Below are 19,351 nucleotides of genomic sequence, written 5' to 3'. Positions count from 1 at the left end.
CGACCTGAATGACCAAACCCGAACACACCCAATCCTTCGAACGGATTGGCATTGTCGGCCGACTCGACAGCGACAGCGTGGTTGACTCTGTCCGCCGGCTGACACACTTGCTGAGCGAGTTGAACCGGGCCTGTCGCATCGACTTGCCGCTGGCAGAGGCCATACCGGGGTTGAATTGTGAAGCCCTCGACCGACCGGGCCTGGGGCAGTGGGCCGATCTGATCATTGTGGTCGGCGGCGACGGCACACTGCTGGGTGCCGCTCGTGACCTCGCAGAATTCAATGTGCCTTTGCTGGGCATCAACCGCGGCCGTCTGGGTTTTTTGACCGACATTATGCCGGTGGAGATGGAGCAGAAGGTGCGGGATGTGTTTTCAGGCCGCTACGTCATTGAAAACCGCTTTTTGCTGCAGGCGAGCATTATCCGGCACGGCAAGGTACTGGAAACGGGCCGGGCGCTGAATGACGTGGTGCTGCACTCCGGTCAGAGCATCCGTATGATCGAATTCGAGCTCTACATCAACGGCCAGTTTGTCTACAGCCAGCGGTCCGATGGCCTGATCGTTTCGACCCCCACCGGCTCTACCGCCTATGCGCTCTCGGCGGGCGGACCTCTGGTGCACCCGAGCCTCGATACCATGATTCTGGTGCCCATGTTTCCGCATAGCCTGAATAACCGGCCCCTGGTGGTCGGTGCCGACGCCAACCTGAGCATTCAACTGGGCGAAGACCACGGGTTCGAACCGCAAATCAGTTTCGATGCCCAGCACCACATCGCCATCGCACCGGGCGATGAGCTGCGCATCAGCCGGTTCCCGCAGGCGTTGCGACTGTTGCACCCGGAAGATCACAACTATTATGAGATATGCCGCACCAAACTGGGCTGGGGCAACCGTCTCGAAGACTAACCGTTATGAATGCCGCCCTTGTGTCTGGCCGCTTTGACCGCACATGAGGACACAGCAGGGTGGAAGAGGGTGAACCTATGAATTTTGATGCCGTCGCAGGGAGTTTGTCTCCCGAAGTGTACAGCCGGCTGAAAGAAGCCGTTGAGCTTGGTAGATGGCCCAATGGCGTGGCGCTGACCAAAGAGCAAAAGGCTCTGTGCCTCGAAGCCTGTCTGAAATATGAAATCAGTATTGGCGTGCCTGAACAGGCCCGCACGGGCTACATTGATCGGCCCGAGTCGGTTAAGCGCAAGGCGGAAAAGCTGAATGATATCCAGGTGATCAACTTGCCCGGCGCCGGAGATACCTTGCAATGAATCTCGACCTGTTTAGCGAGCCCGGTGAAAACGCGACTGAGCTCGGTCGCGGCGGGCTGGAAAAAATGCTCAGCGATGCCACCTCGCCAGTGCATTACCGGCTGCGGCTCGGTGACCACGAGATCGACATGAATGCGCGGATTGGCTCGCCCATCCGGCTAGAGTATTTGGGTGAGATTCGCTGCGTTTATTGCGACAAGGTCACTAATAAAAGCTTCGGCCAGGGTTATTGCTACGAACATTTCACGACGCTGGCGCAATGTGACAGCTGCATGATGAGCCCGGAAAAATGCCACTTCGATCAGGGTACCTGCCGCGAACCGGAATGGGCGGAAGTGACCTGCATGCAATCACATTACGTCTACCTGGCCAACGCCAGCGGCATCAAGGTGGGCATTACCCGTGGCGGACAGGTGCCGACGCGCTGGGTCGACCAGGGTGCGACCCAGGCGATGATCATTGCCCGCGTCTCCTCGCGCAAACTGGCCGGCTTACTGGAAGTGGTCTTCAAGCAGCATGTCGCCGATAAAACCAACTGGCGCACCATGTTGAAAGGCACCTCCGAGCCGCTGGATTTGCCCGCTCTGCGTGACCAGCTGGTGGCCGAGTGTCGCCCGGAACTGGATGCCCTGATCGCAGACTATGGTTTGCAGGCCATTCAGTTGATCAACCACGCCGATGTGCGGTCGCTGGATTATCCGGTAGACCAGTACCCCGAAAAAGTCAGCAGCCTGACGCTCGACAAACAACCGGTTGTCGAAGGTACTTTGCTCGGCATTAAAGGCCAGTACTGGATTCTCGATACTGGCGTTATCAACATTCGTCGCCACACCGGCTACCAGGTGGTGTTGCGTTAACGATTGGCTGTCGGGCTTTTACCTGAGCCTGATATCTGGCCATTGCATCGGCTGTTACACACGGCCTTTCCGACCCGACCCTACAAGGGCAAAAGTGAGACACTGATGAGAACACAGGATCCGAAAACCATTTACCTCAGTGAGTACCAGCAACCGGCTTTCTGGGTAGAGCACGTTAATCTGACCGTGAGCCTCTTTGATGGCTATACCGAAGTCTCGTCAGAGCTGACCCTGAAAAAAAATCCCGACGTCGCCAGTCGCGAACTGGTGCTAAACGGCATTGATCAGGACATTCAGTCCCTGCAGTTGGACGATAAGCAACTGAGTAGTGCCGACTATCACTATGCGGATGGCGTGCTCACTCTGAATTGCGATTCAGAACAGCTCATTTTTCGTGCCGTAACTCGCATAGATCCGCAGAACAATACCTCGCTTGAAGGTCTGTACCAGTCTGGCTCAATGTACTGCACCCAATGCGAGGCGGAAGGTTTTCGCAAAATTACCTTTTACCCCGATCGCCCTGATGTGATGGCGACCTTTACCACCCGCATCGAAGCCGACGCCGGCCAGTTTCCGATTCTGTTGTCGAACGGGAATCCGGTAGACAGCGGTGCTCTGGAAGGCGGACGACACTATGCCGTCTGGGAAGACCCCTTTCCGAAACCGAGTTATCTTTTTGCGCTGGTCGCTGGCGACCTGAGCAGCAAGGATGACCGGTTCACCACGCGCAGCGGTCGTGACGTCACGCTGAGAATTTTTGTTGAACCGCAGAATGCACACAAGGTTGATTTTGCGCTGGACTCCCTGAAAAAAGCCATGCAATGGGACGAAGAAGTCTATGGACGGGAATACGATCTGGATCTGTTCATGATCGTCGCCTCCGACTTTTTCAACATGGGCGCCATGGAAAACAAAGGCCTGAATATTTTCAACAGTGCTGCTGTACTCGCCTCGCCTGATACCTCGAACGATCAGCGCTTTGAACGCATCGAAGGCATTGTCGCGCACGAGTATTTCCACAACTGGAGTGGCAACCGCGTAACCTGCCGTGACTGGTTTCAGCTGTCGCTGAAAGAAGGGTTTACCGTTTTTCGCGATACCGAGTTCAGCTCCGACACACACGACCGTGCGGTGAAGCGAATAGAAACCGTCGCCGGTCTGCGGGCTGTTCAGTTCCCCGAAGACAACGGCCCGATGGCGCACCCGGTTCGGCCCGATTCGTACATTGAGATCAATAATTTCTACACCGCCACCGTGTACGAAAAGGGCGCCGAAGTTGTGCGCATGATTCACACTCTGGTCGGTCCGGATGACTTTCGACGCGGTTCCGATCTGTACTTTGAACGCTTTGACGGCCAGGCAGTAACTACCGATGATTTCGTGGCCTGCATGGAGCAGGTGTCCGGTCTCGATCTGACCCAGTTCAAGCGCTGGTATACCCAGGCGGGTACACCCCGGTTGTCGGTCACCGACGACTACGACGCAGACAGCCAAACCTACCGGCTATTTTTTCATCAGTCGTGCCCGGCAACACCCGGGCAGACCGATAAACGCCCCTTTGTGATTCCGGTCAAGCTGGGTCTGTTGGGTGCCGATGGCAACGACTTGCCAATTCACACCAGAGGCAACTACAACGCTGGCACCGAGGTGCTGACCCTCACCGATGAAGTGACCGAGGTCGTCTTTACCGGGGTATCGGAACGGCCCGTCCCCAGTTTGCTGAGGGACTTTTCGGCCCCGGTGAAGTGGTCGTTTGGTTACAGTGACGAGCAACTCGCGTTCCTGGCCGCCAACGATGCCAACGGGTTCAACCGATGGGACGCTTTGCAGCAACTGTATAGTCGCGCCATTCTGAGCATGGCGGAGGATCACCGTGCCGGTCGCTCTCTGACACCGCCTTCGGTGTTGGTGGAGACAGTGGCCAATGTAGCAGGCGACGCCTCCCTGTCCCACGCCATTCGCGCCAGCATGCTGACCTTGCCCGGCTATGCCATCCTCAAAGACGCCGTCGACGTCGTCTACATTGACGATCTGATAGCTGCGCGCAAGCACCTGGTCAAGACACTCGCCACCCGCTACCGGGACATCTGGCGGTCTCTGACCGAGAAGCTAAGCAGCGATGCACCCTATGAATTCAATGCCGAAGAATCCGGTCGTCGACAGCTGCAGGGCCTGAGCCTCTGGTACTGGTTAAAGGCCGGTGATCAGGCTGCGTTCGATTTCGCCGCAGAACTGTACGCCAGCGCCACGAATCAGACCGATCGCAGCAACGCCCTGCGAGCGGTGCTGGCGGGCGATGCCGAAGCCTTGCAACAATCGTTACTGAGCGATTTTTACGAGCGTTGGCAGTCGGATACCCAGATGGTTGAGCAATGGCTGACCATGCAGGCGGGAACGCCGGGCATGACGGTCCCGGGCATTGAAACGCTGATGCAGCACCCTGCGTTTGACATCAAGAACCCGAACAAGGTGCGCAGTGTCATTGTCGGCTTTGCGATGAACACCGAGTCGTTTCACGATGCCAGGGGAGAGGGGTATGCCTTACTCGCGAAGGTGGTTCAGCAGTTGAACGCCCTGAATCCGCAACTGGCTGCCAGGCTGGTAACGCTGCTGTCTGACTGGAAACGCTACGATGCAGACCGTGGCAAGATGATGGCGTCAGCTCTGGAGACCATTCTGGCCACCGATTCACTGTCATCAAACGTCTTTGAGATGGCACAGCGGGCTCTGAAAGACTAAACAGGGTGTATAACTGCTTGAAATACAACACAAAGTATTGACAGCGGGTTCGGCGCCAGTAGAATACGCAGCGGTGTCAGACGGGAGTCCGGCACCGATTTGGGGCTATAGCTCAGCTGGGAGAGCGCCTGCATGGCATGCAGGAGGTCTGCGGTTCGATCCCGCATAGCTCCACCAAATTCAAAAAAAACCGGTTCTTGTGGCCGGTTTTTTTATGGCTGAAGCTCAGCTGGGAGAGCGCCTGCATGGCATGCAGGAGGTATCGCCGGGGTCGCGCACGACTTCGATCCCGCATAGCTCCACCAAATTAAAAAAAACCGGTTCTTGTGGCCGGTTTTTTTATGGTCGCTATTTATTGGGATGTCAGCGGTTCTAGAATAATTTCAATGCGCCGGTTCCGCTGTCGACTTGCGTCATCTGTCTCTACTACCTGTGGCTGAGTGTCGGCCACACCGGTTGCACTCAGACGCTGGGGGTCTATGCCCAGTTCCGTTAGGCGGTGCACGGCGGCGCTGGCTCTGGCTGAGCTCAACTCCCAGTTGGTCGGGTAGAGGTTTCTCATCGATACCACGGGCAAGCTGTCGCTGTGACCGACTACTCGGATGTTGTATTGCTCAAAACTTTCTATGGCTTCAGCGACGTCTTCGAGTACGGCAACGGACTGGCTGTTTAACTGAGCGGAACCGGAATCAAACAGGATGGCTTCCGGCAACTGGATCACGGTAGAGCCATCGTCCCGTTGCTCAATCGACTGAGTGCGGTTGTCGCTCAACGCCGCCAGTTGTTGCTCCAGGGCATCGATGGCCTGTTGTTCACGCTGCAGACGGATCTCCAGGTCTTCTACTTCTTCTTCCCGACCGGTCAGGGCGGTATTGGCCGCCTGCAATTGCTGTTGGTAGCGTTCGTTGAGACGAATTTGCTGCTCCAGCTGCTCGGTCAATTCGCGATTTTCCTGAGCCCGGGCATCGGCTTCCGACTCCAGTCTCGACAGTTCCTGTTGACGACTGGATGCTGCCTCTAGCCGTTGCTGGGATTGTTGCTGTGTGGCAACCAGGCTGGTGTATTCCTCGGTCACCTCGTTTAGCCGGGCCTGTAGCTCCGCCACTATGTCCGACAGGTCTGTCTGCTGGCTCGTGAACTGACCCAGGCGTTGTTCGAGCTGGCGGTTGGTTTCGGACAGGGTTTGCAGACGAGTACGGGCAGCGAGCAGATCTTCCGATTGATCACTGACCTGTTGTTCCAGTGTTTGGGTCGAACGGGTTAGTTGCTGGTTATCCCACAGCACGTAAGCCGTAAACAGCGCGAGCAGCAGGGCGGCAGTCAATGCCCAGAGGGTCGATCTTGGCATGGCATTTTCCTTTGTCAGTGATGTGTCAAGCATGACCCAAAACCCGGGCGGGTGTCGACACTCTTTCGTCACCAATCCCTCTTAGGGCATCGCCGTGGTTGCCTAATAGTTGAAGAACGGTCAGGTAGTCAGCCATGAAGTGCAATATACGTGCGTTTGCACAAACACTGGTGAATACTGCTAAGGTTATTTTCAGTGTGCATGCCCCGCCGGGATGACACCCGAACGCTGGTATCGACACCTACAAATAAAAACAATGGAAACGTCATGAACAATACCAAACAAGAACGCCATTATCAGACACCCTTGCAGGAACTGGCGCGCCATGTGCGAGAGCGGGGCGATGAAGCCTATTTGCACCAGCCTGTTAACCGACAATTAACCGTGTGGACCTGGCAGCAGGTTGATGAGGATGCGCGCAAAATCGCTCAGGGCCTTAAATCCCTGGGGTTAAGCCCGGGCGACCGGGTTGCCATTTTTGCCAAAAACAGTGCCGAATGGTTTATCGCAGACTGGGCCATCATGATGGCCGGCATGGTCAGTGTGCCCATCTATGCGACAGCGGGTGAATCGACGCTGCAATACATACTCGATCACAGCGAAGCCAAAGCAATCTTCGTTGGCAAGCTGGACGACAAAACCGCAGGGTCCCAGGTATTTGACGGCTCGATCCCCCGAATCGGGTTTCCCTACGATACGGTCGAGCACGATATTCGCTGGCAGGACTGGATCAGTCAGCAAACGCCATTGGCCGATGTAGCCGAGGCGGGTCTGGACGACATCATGTCCATTGTTTACACGTCGGGAAGTACCGGTAACCCGAAAGGTGTGGTCCTGAAGTTTGGTCAGTACGCCGCCGCCGCGACGGCCAATCGAAGCGTGATCAATTTGCGGCCGGACGATCGCACGGTATCGTATTTGCCACTGGCTCATATAACCGAGCGTACCGTGATACAGGGCACTTCGCTCTATGCCGGTGGCCCGGTCTATTTTGTTGAATCGCTCGATACCTTTGTCGACGATTTGAAAGTGGCACAGCCGACCGCCTTTTTATCGGTACCGCGGCTTTGGGTGCGCTTTCAGGCTGGGGTGCATGAGAAGATGCCGGAACAAAAACTCCAGAAGCTATTACGTATTCCGCTGCTTGGTAAATTGGTTGCGAAGAAAATTCGCCAGGGGTTGGGCTTGAATTCGGTGCGTATTTTTGGATCGGGTTCGGCGCCTATCTCACCCAGTACCTTGCACTGGTACTACCGACTGGGCATTCCCATCTGTGAAGCCTGGGGCATGACGGAAACGGCGGGCTTGTCGACCACCAATATGCCGTTTCGCGAAGACAGGCTGGGCACCATTGGGGTGCCCATCGATTGCCTCGACATTCGCCTGAGCGAGCAGGGCGAGATGCAGGTGCGTGGCGACACTGTCTTCGAAGCCTACTACAAAAACCCGGAAGCAACGGCCGATTCATTTGAAGATGGCTGGTTTAAAACTGGCGACAAGGCCATTAAAAACCCGGATGGGTCCTACACCATCGTGGGGCGGTTGAAAGAAGAATTCAAAACCGCCAAGGGCAAGTACGTTGCACCGGTTCCCATTGAAAGTCAGCTGGCGGGCAACCCCGACATCGAACAGGTCTGTCTGATGGGCAGTGGGCGAACGCAACCGGTGGCCGTGGTGGTAATGGCCGAGCATTTGCGCAAGTCTGACCGGGAACCTCTGAGGGCTTCGCTACAGCACACGCTGTCGGCCGTTAATGCCGGCCTGGAATCACACCAGCGCTTAGATGGAATTCTGGTAGCGGATGATCTGTGGAGCATAGAAAACGGTCTGCTAACGCCAACACTGAAACTGAAGCGAGCCGACCTTGAGCGTCAGTATCAGGATCGTCTGGCTAATGTGTCGGCCGGTAAAGTGTTCTGGGAAGATGAGACCGTGACCGGTTAGCACGACGTTTTACCGAGTTTTTAGCGAACACCGTCATCAGTAAGCCCGATCCTCGATAGGGCTTTTTTTACTCCGAAAACTTGTGGTGTTAAAGCGCTAAGTTGAGGCTTTCGGGCAAAATATGCATCAATGTGGGGCTTTATTAGACGGGTAGCTACCCGGACAGGGTGCGTTCTGGGCAGGCAAGCTTATTGCATAATTGATATTGGCAATCGCTTTATTGTCGGCCTTGCGGAATCAATTTCAGCACAGGAGTCGAGTATGTCAGAACAACAACACTGGTTGATCAAACCCGAAAATTACCGGGCGCTGCAGAATATTCGCAAACGCATTCGTGCCATTTACGGTGACGACATTCGCATTACATCGACACAGGATCTGGCGATTCTGACCCGCTATCGCAACGATAAGGATGCAAAACTGAATGCATTATTGTCGGAGTTTGAGGCGCGTGCGCCGTTCGAATTAACTGACTGGGAAAAACCAGCAGCGCATGCAGCCGGGCAGTCACAGCGGGTGTATCGCGGGCAGATCGTGGCGTAAGCCTAGCCAGTGAACTGGTAAATCAGCCAGGCCATGCCGTAGAGAGGAATCTGGTGAACCATATAGAAACCGAGGCTGTGTCGGCTGAGCCAGATAAAAGGGCCGCTGGTCGGCAGAAACGGCAGTTGCCTAATGCCAAATAAACGCTGATGACCGAGATAAATGCCAATATAAACCATGCCCAGCCAGGGAATCAGCCGCGTAAGATCCATGGTTCTATCCGGCAGATTCAACGGGTCTTGCAATGACTGATACAAGGGCGCCAGATTGAACCAGTCAGTCAGGTTGAACAGGGCGATGATGGTGATACCCGCTAACAGGGCGAGATGGGGGGTATAAAGCAATGGCAGCGCCAGTAAGCTGGCGATCGCAATAAAGTGAAGCACGCCAAACCAGATCCAGTTGCCTGGGTATAAAAAGAAGGTGGCGACACTGAACGTTAAAGCCCCGGCCAGTATTCTGGCTTCCCGCACCCAGAAGGCCCGCCAGCGAATGCCATGGGCGTTCGCCAATACCAGGCTGGCCCCAACACTCAGAAAAAACAGGGTAACAATAATGCTGCGAAAGCTAGCCCAGAAGGGGGCTTTTGCATCGAAACTCAGGTAGCCAAAGACACTCAGATCGTAGCCAAAATGAAACACGGCCATTAACACCAGTGCCAGGGCACGCATCTGGTCAATGCTGACCAGCCTGCGATCATGAGTTTGCGCCCAGGGGGTCTGGTTTGCTCCGGAAGCCGTGGTCAAAATGGGCTGGTCCCCAAGTCAGATACGTCTGCACCATTGACCGGGAGGTAGATGATCTGGTGGTGGGGGCGGCTTCCATTCCAGGCGAGTTGCTGGGTAATCAGCGTCTGGTCTGTGCGCCACTGGGTTTTCAGAATGACGGCATCCCGTTCCAGGGCATCGGACCAGTTATCTGGTGGGTTATTGGACGATCCTGCCGGCTGGAGAACCTGTTGATGTGCCGGTTCGCCGTACTGCTGGGTGATCAGGGCTCGAACGCTCTCAAATTGCGCCAGCCAGACGTTGGTTGGGCTTCCCGGGGAGACGTTGAATATAAAGCGACCGGTTTCCAGCCGGCCGTCTTCAAACTGGTAGACCAGGCGTGTTCGGCTGATGCCCGGTAAACTGGCCTCGTAAATGAGGTAATCGCGTTCGGTCAGCGGGGTTAGGTTAGGGCGCTGTTCCAGGTCGCGAACCGCCATGGCGCTTTGCCCCCAATTGGCGACGCCGAAATCTTCAGCGCCGGCCAGAGGGGTGACGATCAGCAAGCTGAGGGCAAGCCATACCTTACTGAGCGGTCGCATGGCGTTAGCTCCGCTCAAAACGTTCGAGCAACTCGTCGCCACTCAATTCGTCGAAATCAGCTGTATCCGGGTCATCGAACGGTTCTGGCTCGGAAAATGGAGCGGATTTCGGGTCACCCGTATTCGCGACGCTTGGCTTGACGGGGGTTTGACCCGCGCTGGTGTCTTTACCTCTGTTTTCTTCCAGAAACTTCGCATAGGCCGACTTGCTGCGGTTCTTGTGCTTGGCCAGACGGTTTTTACTGGGGATCTTGCCTTTGTCGCCTTTGCTGATAAAGGTTTTCTTGGACCCGGTTTTGATGCCGAGCCGGTCTTTCAGCGAACGACTCTTTTTTCTGCGTGACATGCTTTTCCCATCGAATTGGGTTGAATGTGCCCCTATTATAGACGCTTACTGGCGAATCTAAATGCACAGAATAGGGTAATTCATGGAATACAGAGAATTAGGCCGCTCCGGCATCAAGGTGTCCAGCATTGCACTGGGCACGATGACCTGGGGGCAGCAGAATACCGAAGCCGAAGCACACGAGCAGATGGATTACGCGCTGGAGCGTGACATCAATTTCTTTGACGCCGCTGAAATGTATCCGGTACCTCCCAAGGCTGAGACCTATGGCCGAACCGAAGAATACATGGGTACCTGGTTCAAGCAACGAGGCCAGCGTGACCGGGTTGTGCTCGCCACCAAGGCCATCTCGCGGGGAGATTTCGACTATATTCGCGGCGGCCCGACCTTGTCGCGGGAACACATCAAACAAGCCTGCGAAGCCAGCCTGCGTCGCCTGCAGACTGATTACATCGACCTGTATCAACTGCACTGGCCCGATCGCAGCACGAACTTCTTTGGCAAACTTGGGTTTCAGGGGCTGAATGCGAACGAGGCGGCCGTGAGTATCGAAGAAAGCCTGTCTGCCCTGAACGAACTGGTGCAGGAAGGCAAGGTACGGCGCATTGGTGTTTCCAATGAAACGCCCTGGGGTGTGGCCGAGTATTTGCGTTTGAGCGAGCGGGCTGGTCTGCCGCGCATTGACAGCATTCAGAACCCTTATAATCTGCTCAACCGCAGTTTTGAAGTGGGCCTGGCTGAATTCACCTGTCGCGAACAGGTCGGTTTGCTGGCCTATTCGCCGCTGGCGTTTGGCATGCTGGCGGGCAAGTATCTGGATGGCCAGCGCCCCGAAGGCGCCCGCCTGACGTTGTTTGAGCGTTTTCAGCGCTATAACAATACCCAGGGCTTTGCAGCAACAGCCGACTACGTGCAGGTTGCGCGTGACCACGGCATCGACCCGGCCCAGATGGCGCTGGCCTACGTGACCAGCCGTCAGTTTGTGACCAGTAATATCATCGGTGCGACCAGCATGGAGCAGCTAAAGAGCAACATCGACAGTGAAAGTCTGGTGTTGTCGGACCAGGTGCTGGCAGATATTGAAGCTGTGCATCAGCGTCAGCCTAACCCCTGCCCCTGATCTGACCCTTTCCCGGTGGCGCGATAGTCCGTCACCGGGCTCTGTGTCTGTTTATTAAGGCTGGTGCGTCAGTCGCTGATGATTTTCAGCCCGATACCAGAAGGGGCGTGCCGAACAACACGCATCATCACGACAGGTGCGGGCATGGGTAGACCCTGAACCTGGCTTCGTACCTGGGTCCCCAGGTTGAAGTGCTGCTTCTGGGCCGGAGTCAGCTCTACAAAGGTGCCGCCGTCCGAGATGTTCCAGGTCTTTGCTTCGGTGCGATAACCGGCGCGCGTCACCAGTTCGATGGTGACCTCCAGCCGTGTTCGCGGGTGTCCCCGCTGATCGCGACTCACCACTGATCCCTTAGCTGACGCAGCGCTGTAAAACGGTCTTGCCTGGTGTCAGTTCGAAACCCCCGATCATTGAGCACCTGCGCCAGGGTGTCGTCTTCGAGCCGGAAAAACAGGTTGATGTCGGCCTCATCGGCCAGGGTCGTCGTCAGGCGGGTATCCGGTGTTTGCTGTTCGCTGGTGGCTTTCATGGCTTCGGCGGGTGAATGGCCCGGCAGGATGCTGAGTGTAAAGGCCAAATTGGTTGGCAGGTAGTCGTGCCCGGGGTAAATGCGCGTTTCCGGGTGGGCCCGCTGGCGAAGTTGTTCAATGCTGTGAAACAGGGTGTCGGTATCGCCGGAACGGGTATTGCCAACACCGGCATTGAACAGGGTGTCGCCACAAATAAGCGCGGGTTCAGGCTCGGTCAGATAAAACACCCCATGCCCGGGAGTGTGACCGGGGGAGGCCCAGAAATGCGCGGTGGACTGGCCCAGGGTTAATTCGTCGCCGTCTGCCAGCCACTGATCGGCCTGAAAACGACCCTGGCAGGAAGCCGGAGCCCGAACCCGGGCGCCGGTCTTGGCCTTCAACTCGTCCAGATGCCGGATATGATCGCCGTGTTCATGGGTGATCCAGATATCGGTGATGCGCAACCCCTGATCTTCTGCCAGCGTGAGCAAGTGGTCGGCATCGTAGGGATCTACAGCCGCTGTGGCCTGGCTGTGCTCGCACACCACCAGATGATTGTAGTTCTGCAAAGAGTTTGGAACGAAGGTTCGAATGACTCTCATGATATACTCACTGGCATTATTTCTATTAACCCTATGCAAAAATCCCGTTTGAAACAATGATGCTGTCATGGAATGCTCGGCAGGATACGCCAGACCCATGCCAGCCGGTAGGGCCGCTACCAGCAGGGCAGGCCACTGCTCAACCATCTTACCAGGAGGAACCGTTCCAGATGCCAGCCGTGATGTCGGTTATTTCACCCGCCAAAAAACTGGATTTCGAAACAGCAGCCCCCGTCGACACCCTAACCGAAGGGCGGTTTAATCAGGAGGCCGCTGAGCTGGTCGATCTCTTGCGGACCTGCACCGTCGGTGACCTGCAGGGCCTGATGTCGCTGAGTGAATCACTGGCCAGTCTGAATGTGGATCGGTTCAGTCGTTGGCAGTTGCCTATGGATCCCGCCAAGAGTAAACCGGCGCTTTTTGCGTTTATCGGGGATGTCTACCAGGGTCTGGAGGCTGCAACACTGACAGCGCCACAGATTGACCGGGCACAAGAGCAGGTGCGCATCCTGTCGGGTTTGTATGGTGTATTGCGACCGCTAGACCGTATTCTGCCCTATCGGCTGGAAATGGGTACCCGGTTGTCCAACCCGCGTGGACGTTCCCTCTACGACTGGTGGGGTGATACCCTGACGGATGCGCTGGCGGAGGATGTGCGTAAAGCCGGTGCCAAAACACTGGTCAACCTGGCATCAAACGAATACTTTAAAGCGGTAAGGCCGAAACGGTTGCCGGTTCCGGTAGTGACACCGGAATTTCGGGATCTGAAGAACGGGCAATACAAAATCATCTCGTTCTATGCCAAGAAAGCGCGAGGCCTGATGGTCCGGTACATGCTGGACCATAACGTCGATTCGGTTGAAGACCTTAAGGCGTTTGACTGGGCGGGTTATCGTTTTGATGCTGAACGGTCCACGGCCAGTCGCTGGCAATTCTTGCGCGACGAGGTACCGGGTGTAAGCTGACCCGGGCTTTGATACTCAATTCACTACAGAATTCAGGAGTGTGTCATGTTGACGGCTATTCGCGGTTTATGGGTAGGCGGTGCAGCCTTGTTACTGGCTGGTTGTGCCCAGTTTTCACCCCAGCAAATTCAGTTTCAACCCTCGTTAGAGGCAGGCAGTCTGCCATCCGGTAACGGAGCGTCAGTCTATGTGTTCGCAGAAGATAGCCGTTCCAGCAATCAGATCGGGGTGCGCGGCGGTGCCTATACAGACAGCAGCGTCATTTCCGCACGGGGCGATCTGCGGGCTGACCTGCAGCAACTGTCCGAACAGGTCATGGAACGGGCGGGCTACCAGCTCGTTGAAATGAATGCGGATGTGGAGCTGACCTTTGCCCTTGAAGAGCTGTCCTATCGGGTAACCAGCATCGATGCAGCCCGCAAGGAGGCTACCGGTGCAGCGCGCTTTTCGGTACAGGCGGTCGCTGACGGGGCGGTCTATTCCAACAGCTTTCGGGCTCAGCGCATGATCGAAACCTTGCGGTATCCCAGCGAGGAAGAGAATGCCGAGTTAATGAACTACGTCTTCGACGCCGCACTTGAACGGATGTATTCAGACCCGGGCCTTGAGTCTTTTCTTAACCAGCAATAAATAGGTTGTCGCAATTCAGGCCGCCCGGGGCGGCCTGAACGAGAAATCAACCGGTTTTGTCGAGATCGTGCTCTTCAAAGTAGGCCGCCATAAAATCAACAAAGGCGCGGCTTTTCGCTGAAAGGTAGCGGTTCTCTGGATACACCACATGAATGGTGCGGCTGGGGAAAATGATCTCCGGAAGCAGATGCACCATTTTCCCGCTCGCCAGTTCGTCACGCACCATGTAATAGGGCAGGGCCGTGATGCCCATGTCGTTCATGGTCGCCTCGCACAACGTATCCAGATCGTTCACCGTAAAACGCCGGTCCTTGTTTTGCAGGCCGGCTTCTTTCAGAAACCGTTTGATCCAGCGCGGTTCGGCGAAGTCGATGCCCGAGACCATCAGAATATGGTGTTCGTAGAGGTCACCGAGCTTCTTCGGGTGACCGTGTTCATCGAGGTATTTACGGGTACCGGTGAGGATGACTTTCTGCTTGGCCACGGGCCGGGCGACCAGGCGGCTGTCTTGCAGGGAACCCAGGTGAATGGCCAGGTCGATGCCCTCGCGTACCAGATCGAGCCCCTTGTCTGCCAGAATCAGATCAAAATTCACATTGGGATACTGTTCCAGAAACTTGGAGAAGATCTTCATCAGCATCGACCGGCCAAAGGTCGGTGTGGCGGTGATCCGCAGGGTGCCGCGCGGGGAGGTCTCCAGGTCTTTAACCATATGCTCGGCTTCTTCGAGGTCTTCGAGAATGCGGCTGCAGCGATTAAAGAAAAGCTGACCAGCCTCAGTAGGGCTGACCGAGCGTGTGGTCCGGTTGAGTAAGCGTACGCCGAGTTTGTCTTCCAGCAAGCTGATCTGCTTGCTCACCGCCGAGGGTGTCAGGCCCAGTTGATGGGCGGCATTGGTGAAGTTGTTGGCTTTCACGACGGTGGTAAAAATGATCAGTGAGTCGAGTCGCGCCATGGTATTACCCTGTTTGGTTTCATGAAACGGTGTCAAAACGCCTTATTAGCGAGCTGGAGCTGATAATAATCGCACTCTATCAATAATCCAACTGTATTGATGATTAAATTTTGATAATCGTTTGGCACTTTTCAGACTGCGTTTACACGGGCTTGCAAATCGTTACCCAAGGATTCAATTATCTGGCTCAAGTCATTAAAGATCACCGTATTCAGGCCGCTAACGCCTTTAAGCCGCCGTATACATTCACCGCGTTACCGAAATGCAGGGGAACACTATGAACAGTGCCATTGGTCAATGGAGTCCGCTACCGCAATCACTGCCGACCCAGAACCGGCCTTCACAGGAGGGTAATCCATCTGCCCGTGCTGGCATTGACGGCCCTGGACGAGGTGTTGGCCAGGGGCTGGCGACGGCACCGGGCCAGAATCGCGGTGTTGAACGTGCGGATCAGACAGCGCCGGCGCCGGGCAAGGCCTTTGATGTCGATGGACTGGTCAAAAACCTGTGGAGCTTTATGCAAGGGCGACTGGCCCAGGCTGAAGCTTCGGGTGCCTCTGAGGCTGAGATGGAAAAAATGTGGCAGGCGGCTGAAAAGGGCCTGAAACAGGGGTTTGGTGAAGCTCGTGACGCGCTCCAGGCCATGAACAAGATGAACGATGGACTGGATGCCAAAATCGACAGTGCCTACCAGGGGTTGACCGATATTCTTGAATCCCGGGATCTGTCGGCGAAGGCTCCGGTTACCGAGACGCCAGACAATGAAACGGTTGCCACCGAAAACCGGCGCATCAGCGTGTACCAGTATCAGGAACAATCGTTCTCACTCAACCTGAAGACCCTTGAAGGCGACTCGATACGTATCCAGGTTCGCAACACCGAAGAGGCCGGGGCAGACTTTCAGCGCAATCAGAGTGGTGAATCGCTGAGCTGGGGGCGTACCAACAGCAATGATTTTCAGTTGATGATTGAAGGCGACCTGAATGAAACCGAACGAGCCGATCTGAATGCCTTACTGGCCGATGTCAACGAATTGGCTAACGAATTTTACGACGGTGACATGGCGCTGGCCTGGGAGCAGGCGCAAGCGCTGAGCATTGATGGGACCAGCCTGGCTTCGATGGATCTGCGCATGCGGGAAGTGGAAGCTAAGGGCGTAGCAGCCTATCAGTCGGCCAGTTCAGAAACCCAGTTGCCGCGCGGTTTGGAGTCGTTGCGCGATTACGCCCGTGACATGCTGGCGGCCCAGCAAGAGTGGCTAGACCGTTTTAACAGCCGGGATGCCCTGCCCGAAACGATGAAAAACCACCCGCTGAACGATGGGCGTCTTGAAGCCTTCACTCGTTCACTACTCGGCGGTGAGTGAGCTGGCCCGGTGATTCCCGTTTTATAGATCATCGTGACCAGTTCACAAAATTCGGTCGCGCTTGCTGGTATTGACTGTCTGCGGTTCTACAATGTGGGTTCATTCAAAAATTGGAGCCAGGTGTGTTGAACCTGACGTTGTATACGACCGATGGCTGTCACCTCTGTGATTACGCCGAGACCGTTCTGCAGGAGGTGTTGCAGACGGAGCCGGAACTACGTTGGTCAAACGTGGATATTGCCAGTCAGGATGAACTGGTCGAGCGATATGGCATTCGGATTCCGGTGATCAGACTCGAAGGCGCTGATTACGATTTAGGCTGGCCATTTTCCGCTGACGATGTCATCCACTATCTGGCTCAATTCAAAACTCAAATCAGTCCCTAGAACCGTGGGCCCAAATCGGCTCAGACTGACGGATGAGTCCGTTAGATATCGTGTTTATGTTCAGGATGGGCCAAGACGCGCGGGGTGTCGGGCGTTATACTGGTCACTTCAGTGTTTGTTTTATTTCCCGATGGAGTTGTAGATGGTCGTTAGAACCTGCTCGCTGGTGGCCGTCGCTGCCACTGTATTGGCTGGGTGTGCCAGCCTGCCCACCCCCCGCAGTGAAGCCATTCACTATGCCCTGACCACAGATGCCAGCCTGCGCGAGCTGGCCAGTCAGTGCCAGTCGCTCAGTCCTCAACTCGAATCCAAGGCAACCCAGACGCAACGCGACTGGTGGCGTCGCAACGGTGCTGCCGTCAGTGCGGCCGACTATGGCTTGTTGCAATTGAACTGGGATCAGCAAACGGCCCCAATTGAAGATCAGCGTGCTTACCTGTCGATGCAGGTCATTGAGATGGTGCAGTCAGACGCCAGCGAGCAGGTAACCGATTGGCTGGACGACCGGCCCGAACGCAACTGCGAGCGCGAATTGACGGCATTTCAGGACGGTGAACGGGACCTGAGCCGCAATTCCGATCATTTCGAAACGCTGGTGACCTTACAGAACGACGAAAAACAGCAAATGGCTGATGTGGATCAGGCAAGGGTGATCAATGCCCGCTATCGCCGCTATGGCCGATCTCTGTTTGTGGTCGAGCAAAAACTTCAGGCGCAGGGGTGCAACCAGCCTCAGGTTTCCATTCTGCGCAACGAGTGGCCGCTGGAAGTTTACGATGCCGTGTGCAGCGACAGCAGTTATGTGCTGATGCAATGTGAGTGGGGTCGTTGCGATACGCTTCGATAAATCGCAAATGGCGTATGAAGGTGATCGCTCGCAGCGCACGAGGCCGTGGCGAGCAATACTCGGGGTAGCGGTCGGTGCGCTGCTTCTTGCCGCTTTGACTCTTGGGTTTCGGGCGCACTATCTTGGCTGGTTTGGTGAGTCGGTCACCGACGTCGCAGCCTGGGGTGCCGACTGGCAGACCTGGCTCGATGAGCAGCCACTGGAACACCCGGCCCTGGTGCATCTGATGCCCAAAGGGTGCCTGTGCCGATTTTTCACCGGCGAGCATGCGGCTGACCTCAGTAGCCGCGCCCTGGAGCTGGGCTATCACCGCTATCAGGCAGGTGATGCGTTCTTGGACGCTGACCTGGCTGACCCCTTGTCCCCCGCTTATTTTCCCGATTCCCCCGGTCCAATGCTGGCCCTGACCGGAGCCGATGGTCAGATCCGTTATCTTGGTCCTTACAGCGATGGCTTGCGGTGCACCTCGGCCAACAGTCTGGTGGATGACTGGTTACCCCTGTCTCGCGTAGGCCGTGTCTTGCAGGTAGACGCCAACAGTTGTCGTTGTGCTGGCTTTGCTTCCCCCGTAGCCGGTAGTTAAACATCGTGTTTTAGCTCTAGCTCTACTAAACTGAGCCGATACATTGAATTATTAACCGCGTCAATGAGTCGGGAGAGTCGGATGGCGGGTGTACTCAGCAGTGTCGATAGTCGCACCAACCTGGTTGGGCAAAACCGTCTTGAAATTCTGATGTTTCGTCTGAACGGGCAGCAGACCTACGCGATCAACGTGTTCAAGGTTCAGGAAGTGATGGCGTTGCCCAAAGTAACCCGCATGCCACAGCGTCATCGGGCCGTCATCGGCGTAGTTTACCTGCGCGGCCGCGCCATTCCGGTTATGGACCTCAGTCTTGCCATTGGTATGCGGGCTACCCCGGAAACCGAAGACTCGACCATCATTGTCACCGAATACAACAGCACGGTTCAGGCGTTCCTGGTCGGTCAGATTGATCGTATCGTCAACCTGAACTGGGAAGAAATTCTCCCGCCGCCTTCCGGGGCCGGTCGTCATCACTATTTAACCGCCATTACCCATCACGAAGGCCGCATTGTTGAAATCATCGATGTCGAGAAGGTGCTGGCTGAAATTGCACCGATGGATGCCCGCCTGCCCGATGAAATCATGCAGGGCGACTTTGTCGCCAAAGCGCAGGGTCGTGAAATTGTTATGGTCGATGATTCCCACACGGCGCTGACGCAGGCATCGTCAACCTTTGAATCATTGGGTTTGATCGTGCACCGGGCGATGGATGGTGTTGAGGGGTTGGCCCTGTTGCGCCGGCTGGCGGATGAATCCGATACGCCTTTGGAAAAGCGGCTGCTGATGCTGGTAACCGATGCCGAGATGCCACGCATGGACGGCTATCGGATGACCACGGAAATTCGCAGCGACCCGAAGCTGAAAAATCTCTATATCGCGCTGCACACCTCTCTGAGTGGTCAGTTCAATAAGGCCATGGTTGAAAAAGTCGGCTGTGACGCCTTTTTGTCGAAGTTTCACCCGGAACAACTGGCCAACCTGGTGAAGGAACGCATCGAAGCACTGGAAGACTGAGGCCGTCTCTGCTCCAATAGCCGA

At 55.8% G+C, this 19,351-nt stretch carries 21 protein-coding genes and 1 tRNA gene; 15 read left to right on the top strand and 7 right to left on the bottom strand.

The features are described 5' to 3' along the window. The first annotated feature begins 8 nt into the window (after nt 1-8). The 5 genes from ABJT94_RS11550 (at nt 9) to ABJT94_RS11530 (ending at nt 5,037) form a co-directional block, all read left to right on the top strand. On the top strand, nt 9-908 hold the full coding sequence (locus ABJT94_RS11550; RefSeq protein WP_348475169.1) for an NAD(+) kinase: 900 nt from the start codon (nt 9-11) through the stop codon (nt 906-908). Nucleotides 909-985: 77 nt separating this feature from the next. Then, on the top strand, nt 986-1,264 hold the full coding sequence (locus tag ABJT94_RS11545) for a DUF1315 family protein (RefSeq protein WP_348475171.1): 279 nt from the start codon (nt 986-988) through the stop codon (nt 1,262-1,264). Beyond that, on the top strand, nt 1,261-2,121 hold the full coding sequence (locus ABJT94_RS11540) for a DUF2797 domain-containing protein (RefSeq protein ID WP_348475173.1): 861 nt from the start codon (nt 1,261-1,263) through the stop codon (nt 2,119-2,121). Before ABJT94_RS11545 ends, ABJT94_RS11540 begins: the two co-directional genes overlap by 4 nt. A 105-nt stretch (nt 2,122-2,226) precedes the next feature. After that, nucleotides 2,227-4,860 (top strand): aminopeptidase N, encoded by a 2,634-nt coding sequence (gene pepN / locus ABJT94_RS11535; protein WP_348475174.1) that lies wholly within the window; start codon nt 2,227-2,229, stop codon nt 4,858-4,860. A gap of 101 nt (nt 4,861-4,961) precedes the next feature. Next, nucleotides 4,962-5,037 (top strand) — tRNA-Ala (locus ABJT94_RS11530). A gap of 175 nt (nt 5,038-5,212) precedes the next feature. On the opposite strand, the gene ABJT94_RS11525 is transcribed toward ABJT94_RS11530, so the two are convergent. After that, nucleotides 5,213-6,208, bottom strand: a complete 996-nt coding sequence (locus tag ABJT94_RS11525) for an OmpA family protein (protein ID WP_348475175.1) — start codon at nt 6,206-6,208, stop codon at nt 5,213-5,215. A 267-nt stretch (nt 6,209-6,475) separates the two neighbouring features. Between ABJT94_RS11525 and ABJT94_RS11520 the strand changes: the two genes are divergently transcribed. Next, complete coding sequence (locus ABJT94_RS11520; protein WP_348475177.1) at nt 6,476-8,152, top strand: AMP-binding protein; 1,677 nt, start codon at nt 6,476-6,478, stop codon at nt 8,150-8,152. A 261-nt stretch (nt 8,153-8,413) separates the two neighbouring features. After that, on the top strand, nt 8,414-8,695 hold the full coding sequence (locus tag ABJT94_RS11515) for a hypothetical protein (RefSeq protein ID WP_348475178.1): 282 nt from the start codon (nt 8,414-8,416) through the stop codon (nt 8,693-8,695). Between the two features lie 2 nt (nt 8,696-8,697). On the opposite strand, the gene ABJT94_RS11510 is transcribed toward ABJT94_RS11515, so the two are convergent. From ABJT94_RS11510 to ABJT94_RS11500, 3 genes are read right to left on the bottom strand one after another with little or no spacing between them, the layout of a single operon-like run. Next, on the bottom strand, nt 8,698-9,441 hold the full coding sequence (locus ABJT94_RS11510) for a heparan-alpha-glucosaminide N-acetyltransferase (RefSeq protein ID WP_348475180.1): 744 nt from the start codon (nt 9,439-9,441) through the stop codon (nt 8,698-8,700). Continuing rightward, nucleotides 9,438-10,004 (bottom strand): hypothetical protein, encoded by a 567-nt coding sequence (locus ABJT94_RS11505; RefSeq protein ID WP_348475181.1) that lies wholly within the window; start codon nt 10,002-10,004, stop codon nt 9,438-9,440. Before ABJT94_RS11505 ends, ABJT94_RS11510 begins: the two co-directional genes overlap by 4 nt. Nucleotides 10,005-10,008: 4 nt before the next feature. After that, nucleotides 10,009-10,350 carry a hypothetical protein gene (locus tag ABJT94_RS11500; RefSeq protein WP_348475182.1) on the bottom strand — a complete coding sequence of 114 codons (342 nt, stop codon included), beginning with the start codon at nt 10,348-10,350 and terminating at the stop codon, nt 10,009-10,011. A gap of 82 nt (nt 10,351-10,432) precedes the next feature. On the opposite strand from ABJT94_RS11500, the gene ABJT94_RS11495 reads away from it, so the two are divergent. Further along, a complete protein-coding gene (locus ABJT94_RS11495; protein ID WP_348475183.1) occupies nt 10,433-11,470 on the top strand; it encodes an NADP(H)-dependent aldo-keto reductase in 1,038 nt (345 codons plus the stop codon). A 68-nt stretch (nt 11,471-11,538) separates the two neighbouring features. Here the strand turns inward: ABJT94_RS11495 and ABJT94_RS11490 are convergent, their stop codons facing one another. Together ABJT94_RS11490 and ABJT94_RS11485 are read right to left on the bottom strand one after the other, a co-directional pair. After that, a complete protein-coding gene (locus tag ABJT94_RS11490; RefSeq protein ID WP_348475184.1) occupies nt 11,539-11,811 on the bottom strand; it encodes a PilZ domain-containing protein in 273 nt (90 codons plus the stop codon). Then, nucleotides 11,808-12,581 (bottom strand): MBL fold metallo-hydrolase, encoded by a 774-nt coding sequence (locus tag ABJT94_RS11485; RefSeq protein WP_348475185.1) that lies wholly within the window; start codon nt 12,579-12,581, stop codon nt 11,808-11,810. Before ABJT94_RS11485 ends, ABJT94_RS11490 begins: the two co-directional genes overlap by 4 nt. A gap of 170 nt (nt 12,582-12,751) precedes the next feature. Between ABJT94_RS11485 and yaaA the strand changes: the two genes are divergently transcribed. Next, nucleotides 12,752-13,546, top strand: coding sequence for a peroxide stress protein YaaA (yaaA, locus tag ABJT94_RS11480; RefSeq protein WP_348475187.1), 795 nt, complete (start codon nt 12,752-12,754; stop codon nt 13,544-13,546). A 45-nt stretch (nt 13,547-13,591) separates the two neighbouring features. Then, entirely contained in the window at nt 13,592-14,176 is a 585-nt protein-coding gene (locus ABJT94_RS11475; protein ID WP_348475188.1) for a YajG family lipoprotein, read from the top strand. A 46-nt stretch (nt 14,177-14,222) separates the two neighbouring features. Here ABJT94_RS11475 and ABJT94_RS11470 read toward each other — a convergent pair whose 3' ends face one another. Beyond that, on the bottom strand, nt 14,223-15,131 hold the full coding sequence (locus ABJT94_RS11470; protein WP_127555448.1) for a LysR family transcriptional regulator: 909 nt from the start codon (nt 15,129-15,131) through the stop codon (nt 14,223-14,225). Nucleotides 15,132-15,408: 277 nt separating this feature from the next. On the opposite strand from ABJT94_RS11470, the gene ABJT94_RS11465 reads away from it, so the two are divergent. From ABJT94_RS11465 to ABJT94_RS11445, 5 genes are all read left to right on the top strand, one after another. Further along, nucleotides 15,409-16,497: a DUF5610 domain-containing protein gene (locus tag ABJT94_RS11465; protein WP_348475189.1), complete on the top strand. Its 1,089-nt coding sequence runs from the start codon at nt 15,409-15,411 to the stop codon at nt 16,495-16,497. Between the two features lie 122 nt (nt 16,498-16,619). Beyond that, nucleotides 16,620-16,883 (top strand): glutaredoxin family protein, encoded by a 264-nt coding sequence (locus ABJT94_RS11460; protein ID WP_348475191.1) that lies wholly within the window; start codon nt 16,620-16,622, stop codon nt 16,881-16,883. Between the two features lie 142 nt (nt 16,884-17,025). After that, entirely contained in the window at nt 17,026-17,730 is a 705-nt protein-coding gene (locus ABJT94_RS11455) for a hypothetical protein (protein WP_348475192.1), read from the top strand. After that, the gene (locus ABJT94_RS11450) at nt 17,699-18,313 is read left to right on the top strand and encodes a DUF6436 domain-containing protein (RefSeq protein WP_348475193.1); all 615 of its coding nucleotides are present in this window, start codon (nt 17,699-17,701) and stop codon (nt 18,311-18,313) included. The genes ABJT94_RS11455 and ABJT94_RS11450 overlap by 32 nt, the downstream gene beginning before the upstream one ends. An 81-nt stretch (nt 18,314-18,394) precedes the next feature. After that, the gene (locus tag ABJT94_RS11445) at nt 18,395-19,327 is read left to right on the top strand and encodes a chemotaxis protein (protein WP_348475194.1); all 933 of its coding nucleotides are present in this window, start codon (nt 18,395-18,397) and stop codon (nt 19,325-19,327) included. Nucleotides 19,328-19,351: the final 24 nt, after the last annotated feature.

The organism is Saccharospirillum sp. (genome assembly GCF_039982735.1).
Lineage (GTDB): Bacteria > Pseudomonadota > Gammaproteobacteria > Pseudomonadales > Natronospirillaceae > Saccharospirillum.
The sequence above is the reverse complement of the archived record's forward strand: the minus strand, read 5'-3'. Positions and strand labels throughout refer to the sequence as shown.

What these genes read in the sequence shown, in the direction of transcription:
- ABJT94_RS11445 (WP_348475194.1), top strand. Translation starts at nt 18,395, where the DNA reads ATGGCGGGTGTACTCAGCAGTGTCGATAGTCGCACCAACCTGGTTGGG.
- ABJT94_RS11520 (WP_348475177.1), top strand. Translation starts at nt 6,476, where the DNA reads ATGAACAATACCAAACAAGAACGCCATTATCAGACACCCTTGCAGGAA.
- ABJT94_RS11515 (WP_348475178.1), top strand. Translation starts at nt 8,414, where the DNA reads ATGTCAGAACAACAACACTGGTTGATCAAACCCGAAAATTACCGGGCG.
- yaaA (WP_348475187.1), top strand. Translation starts at nt 12,752, where the DNA reads ATGCCAGCCGTGATGTCGGTTATTTCACCCGCCAAAAAACTGGATTTC.
- pepN (WP_348475174.1), top strand. Translation starts at nt 2,227, where the DNA reads ATGAGAACACAGGATCCGAAAACCATTTACCTCAGTGAGTACCAGCAA.
- ABJT94_RS11470 (WP_127555448.1), bottom strand. Translation starts at nt 15,131, where the DNA reads ATGGCGCGACTCGACTCACTGATCATTTTTACCACCGTCGTGAAAGCC.
- ABJT94_RS11550 (WP_348475169.1), top strand. Translation starts at nt 9, where the DNA reads ATGACCAAACCCGAACACACCCAATCCTTCGAACGGATTGGCATTGTC.
- ABJT94_RS11495 (WP_348475183.1), top strand. Translation starts at nt 10,433, where the DNA reads ATGGAATACAGAGAATTAGGCCGCTCCGGCATCAAGGTGTCCAGCATT.
- ABJT94_RS11455 (WP_348475192.1), top strand. Translation starts at nt 17,026, where the DNA reads ATGGTCGTTAGAACCTGCTCGCTGGTGGCCGTCGCTGCCACTGTATTG.
- ABJT94_RS11500 (WP_348475182.1), bottom strand. Translation starts at nt 10,350, where the DNA reads ATGTCACGCAGAAAAAAGAGTCGTTCGCTGAAAGACCGGCTCGGCATC.
- ABJT94_RS11505 (WP_348475181.1), bottom strand. Translation starts at nt 10,004, where the DNA reads ATGCGACCGCTCAGTAAGGTATGGCTTGCCCTCAGCTTGCTGATCGTC.
- ABJT94_RS11545 (WP_348475171.1), top strand. Translation starts at nt 986, where the DNA reads ATGAATTTTGATGCCGTCGCAGGGAGTTTGTCTCCCGAAGTGTACAGC.
- ABJT94_RS11465 (WP_348475189.1), top strand. Translation starts at nt 15,409, where the DNA reads ATGAACAGTGCCATTGGTCAATGGAGTCCGCTACCGCAATCACTGCCG.
- ABJT94_RS11475 (WP_348475188.1), top strand. Translation starts at nt 13,592, where the DNA reads ATGTTGACGGCTATTCGCGGTTTATGGGTAGGCGGTGCAGCCTTGTTA.
- ABJT94_RS11540 (WP_348475173.1), top strand. Translation starts at nt 1,261, where the DNA reads ATGAATCTCGACCTGTTTAGCGAGCCCGGTGAAAACGCGACTGAGCTC.
- ABJT94_RS11485 (WP_348475185.1), bottom strand. Translation starts at nt 12,581, where the DNA reads ATGAGAGTCATTCGAACCTTCGTTCCAAACTCTTTGCAGAACTACAAT.
- ABJT94_RS11525 (WP_348475175.1), bottom strand. Translation starts at nt 6,208, where the DNA reads ATGCCAAGATCGACCCTCTGGGCATTGACTGCCGCCCTGCTGCTCGCG.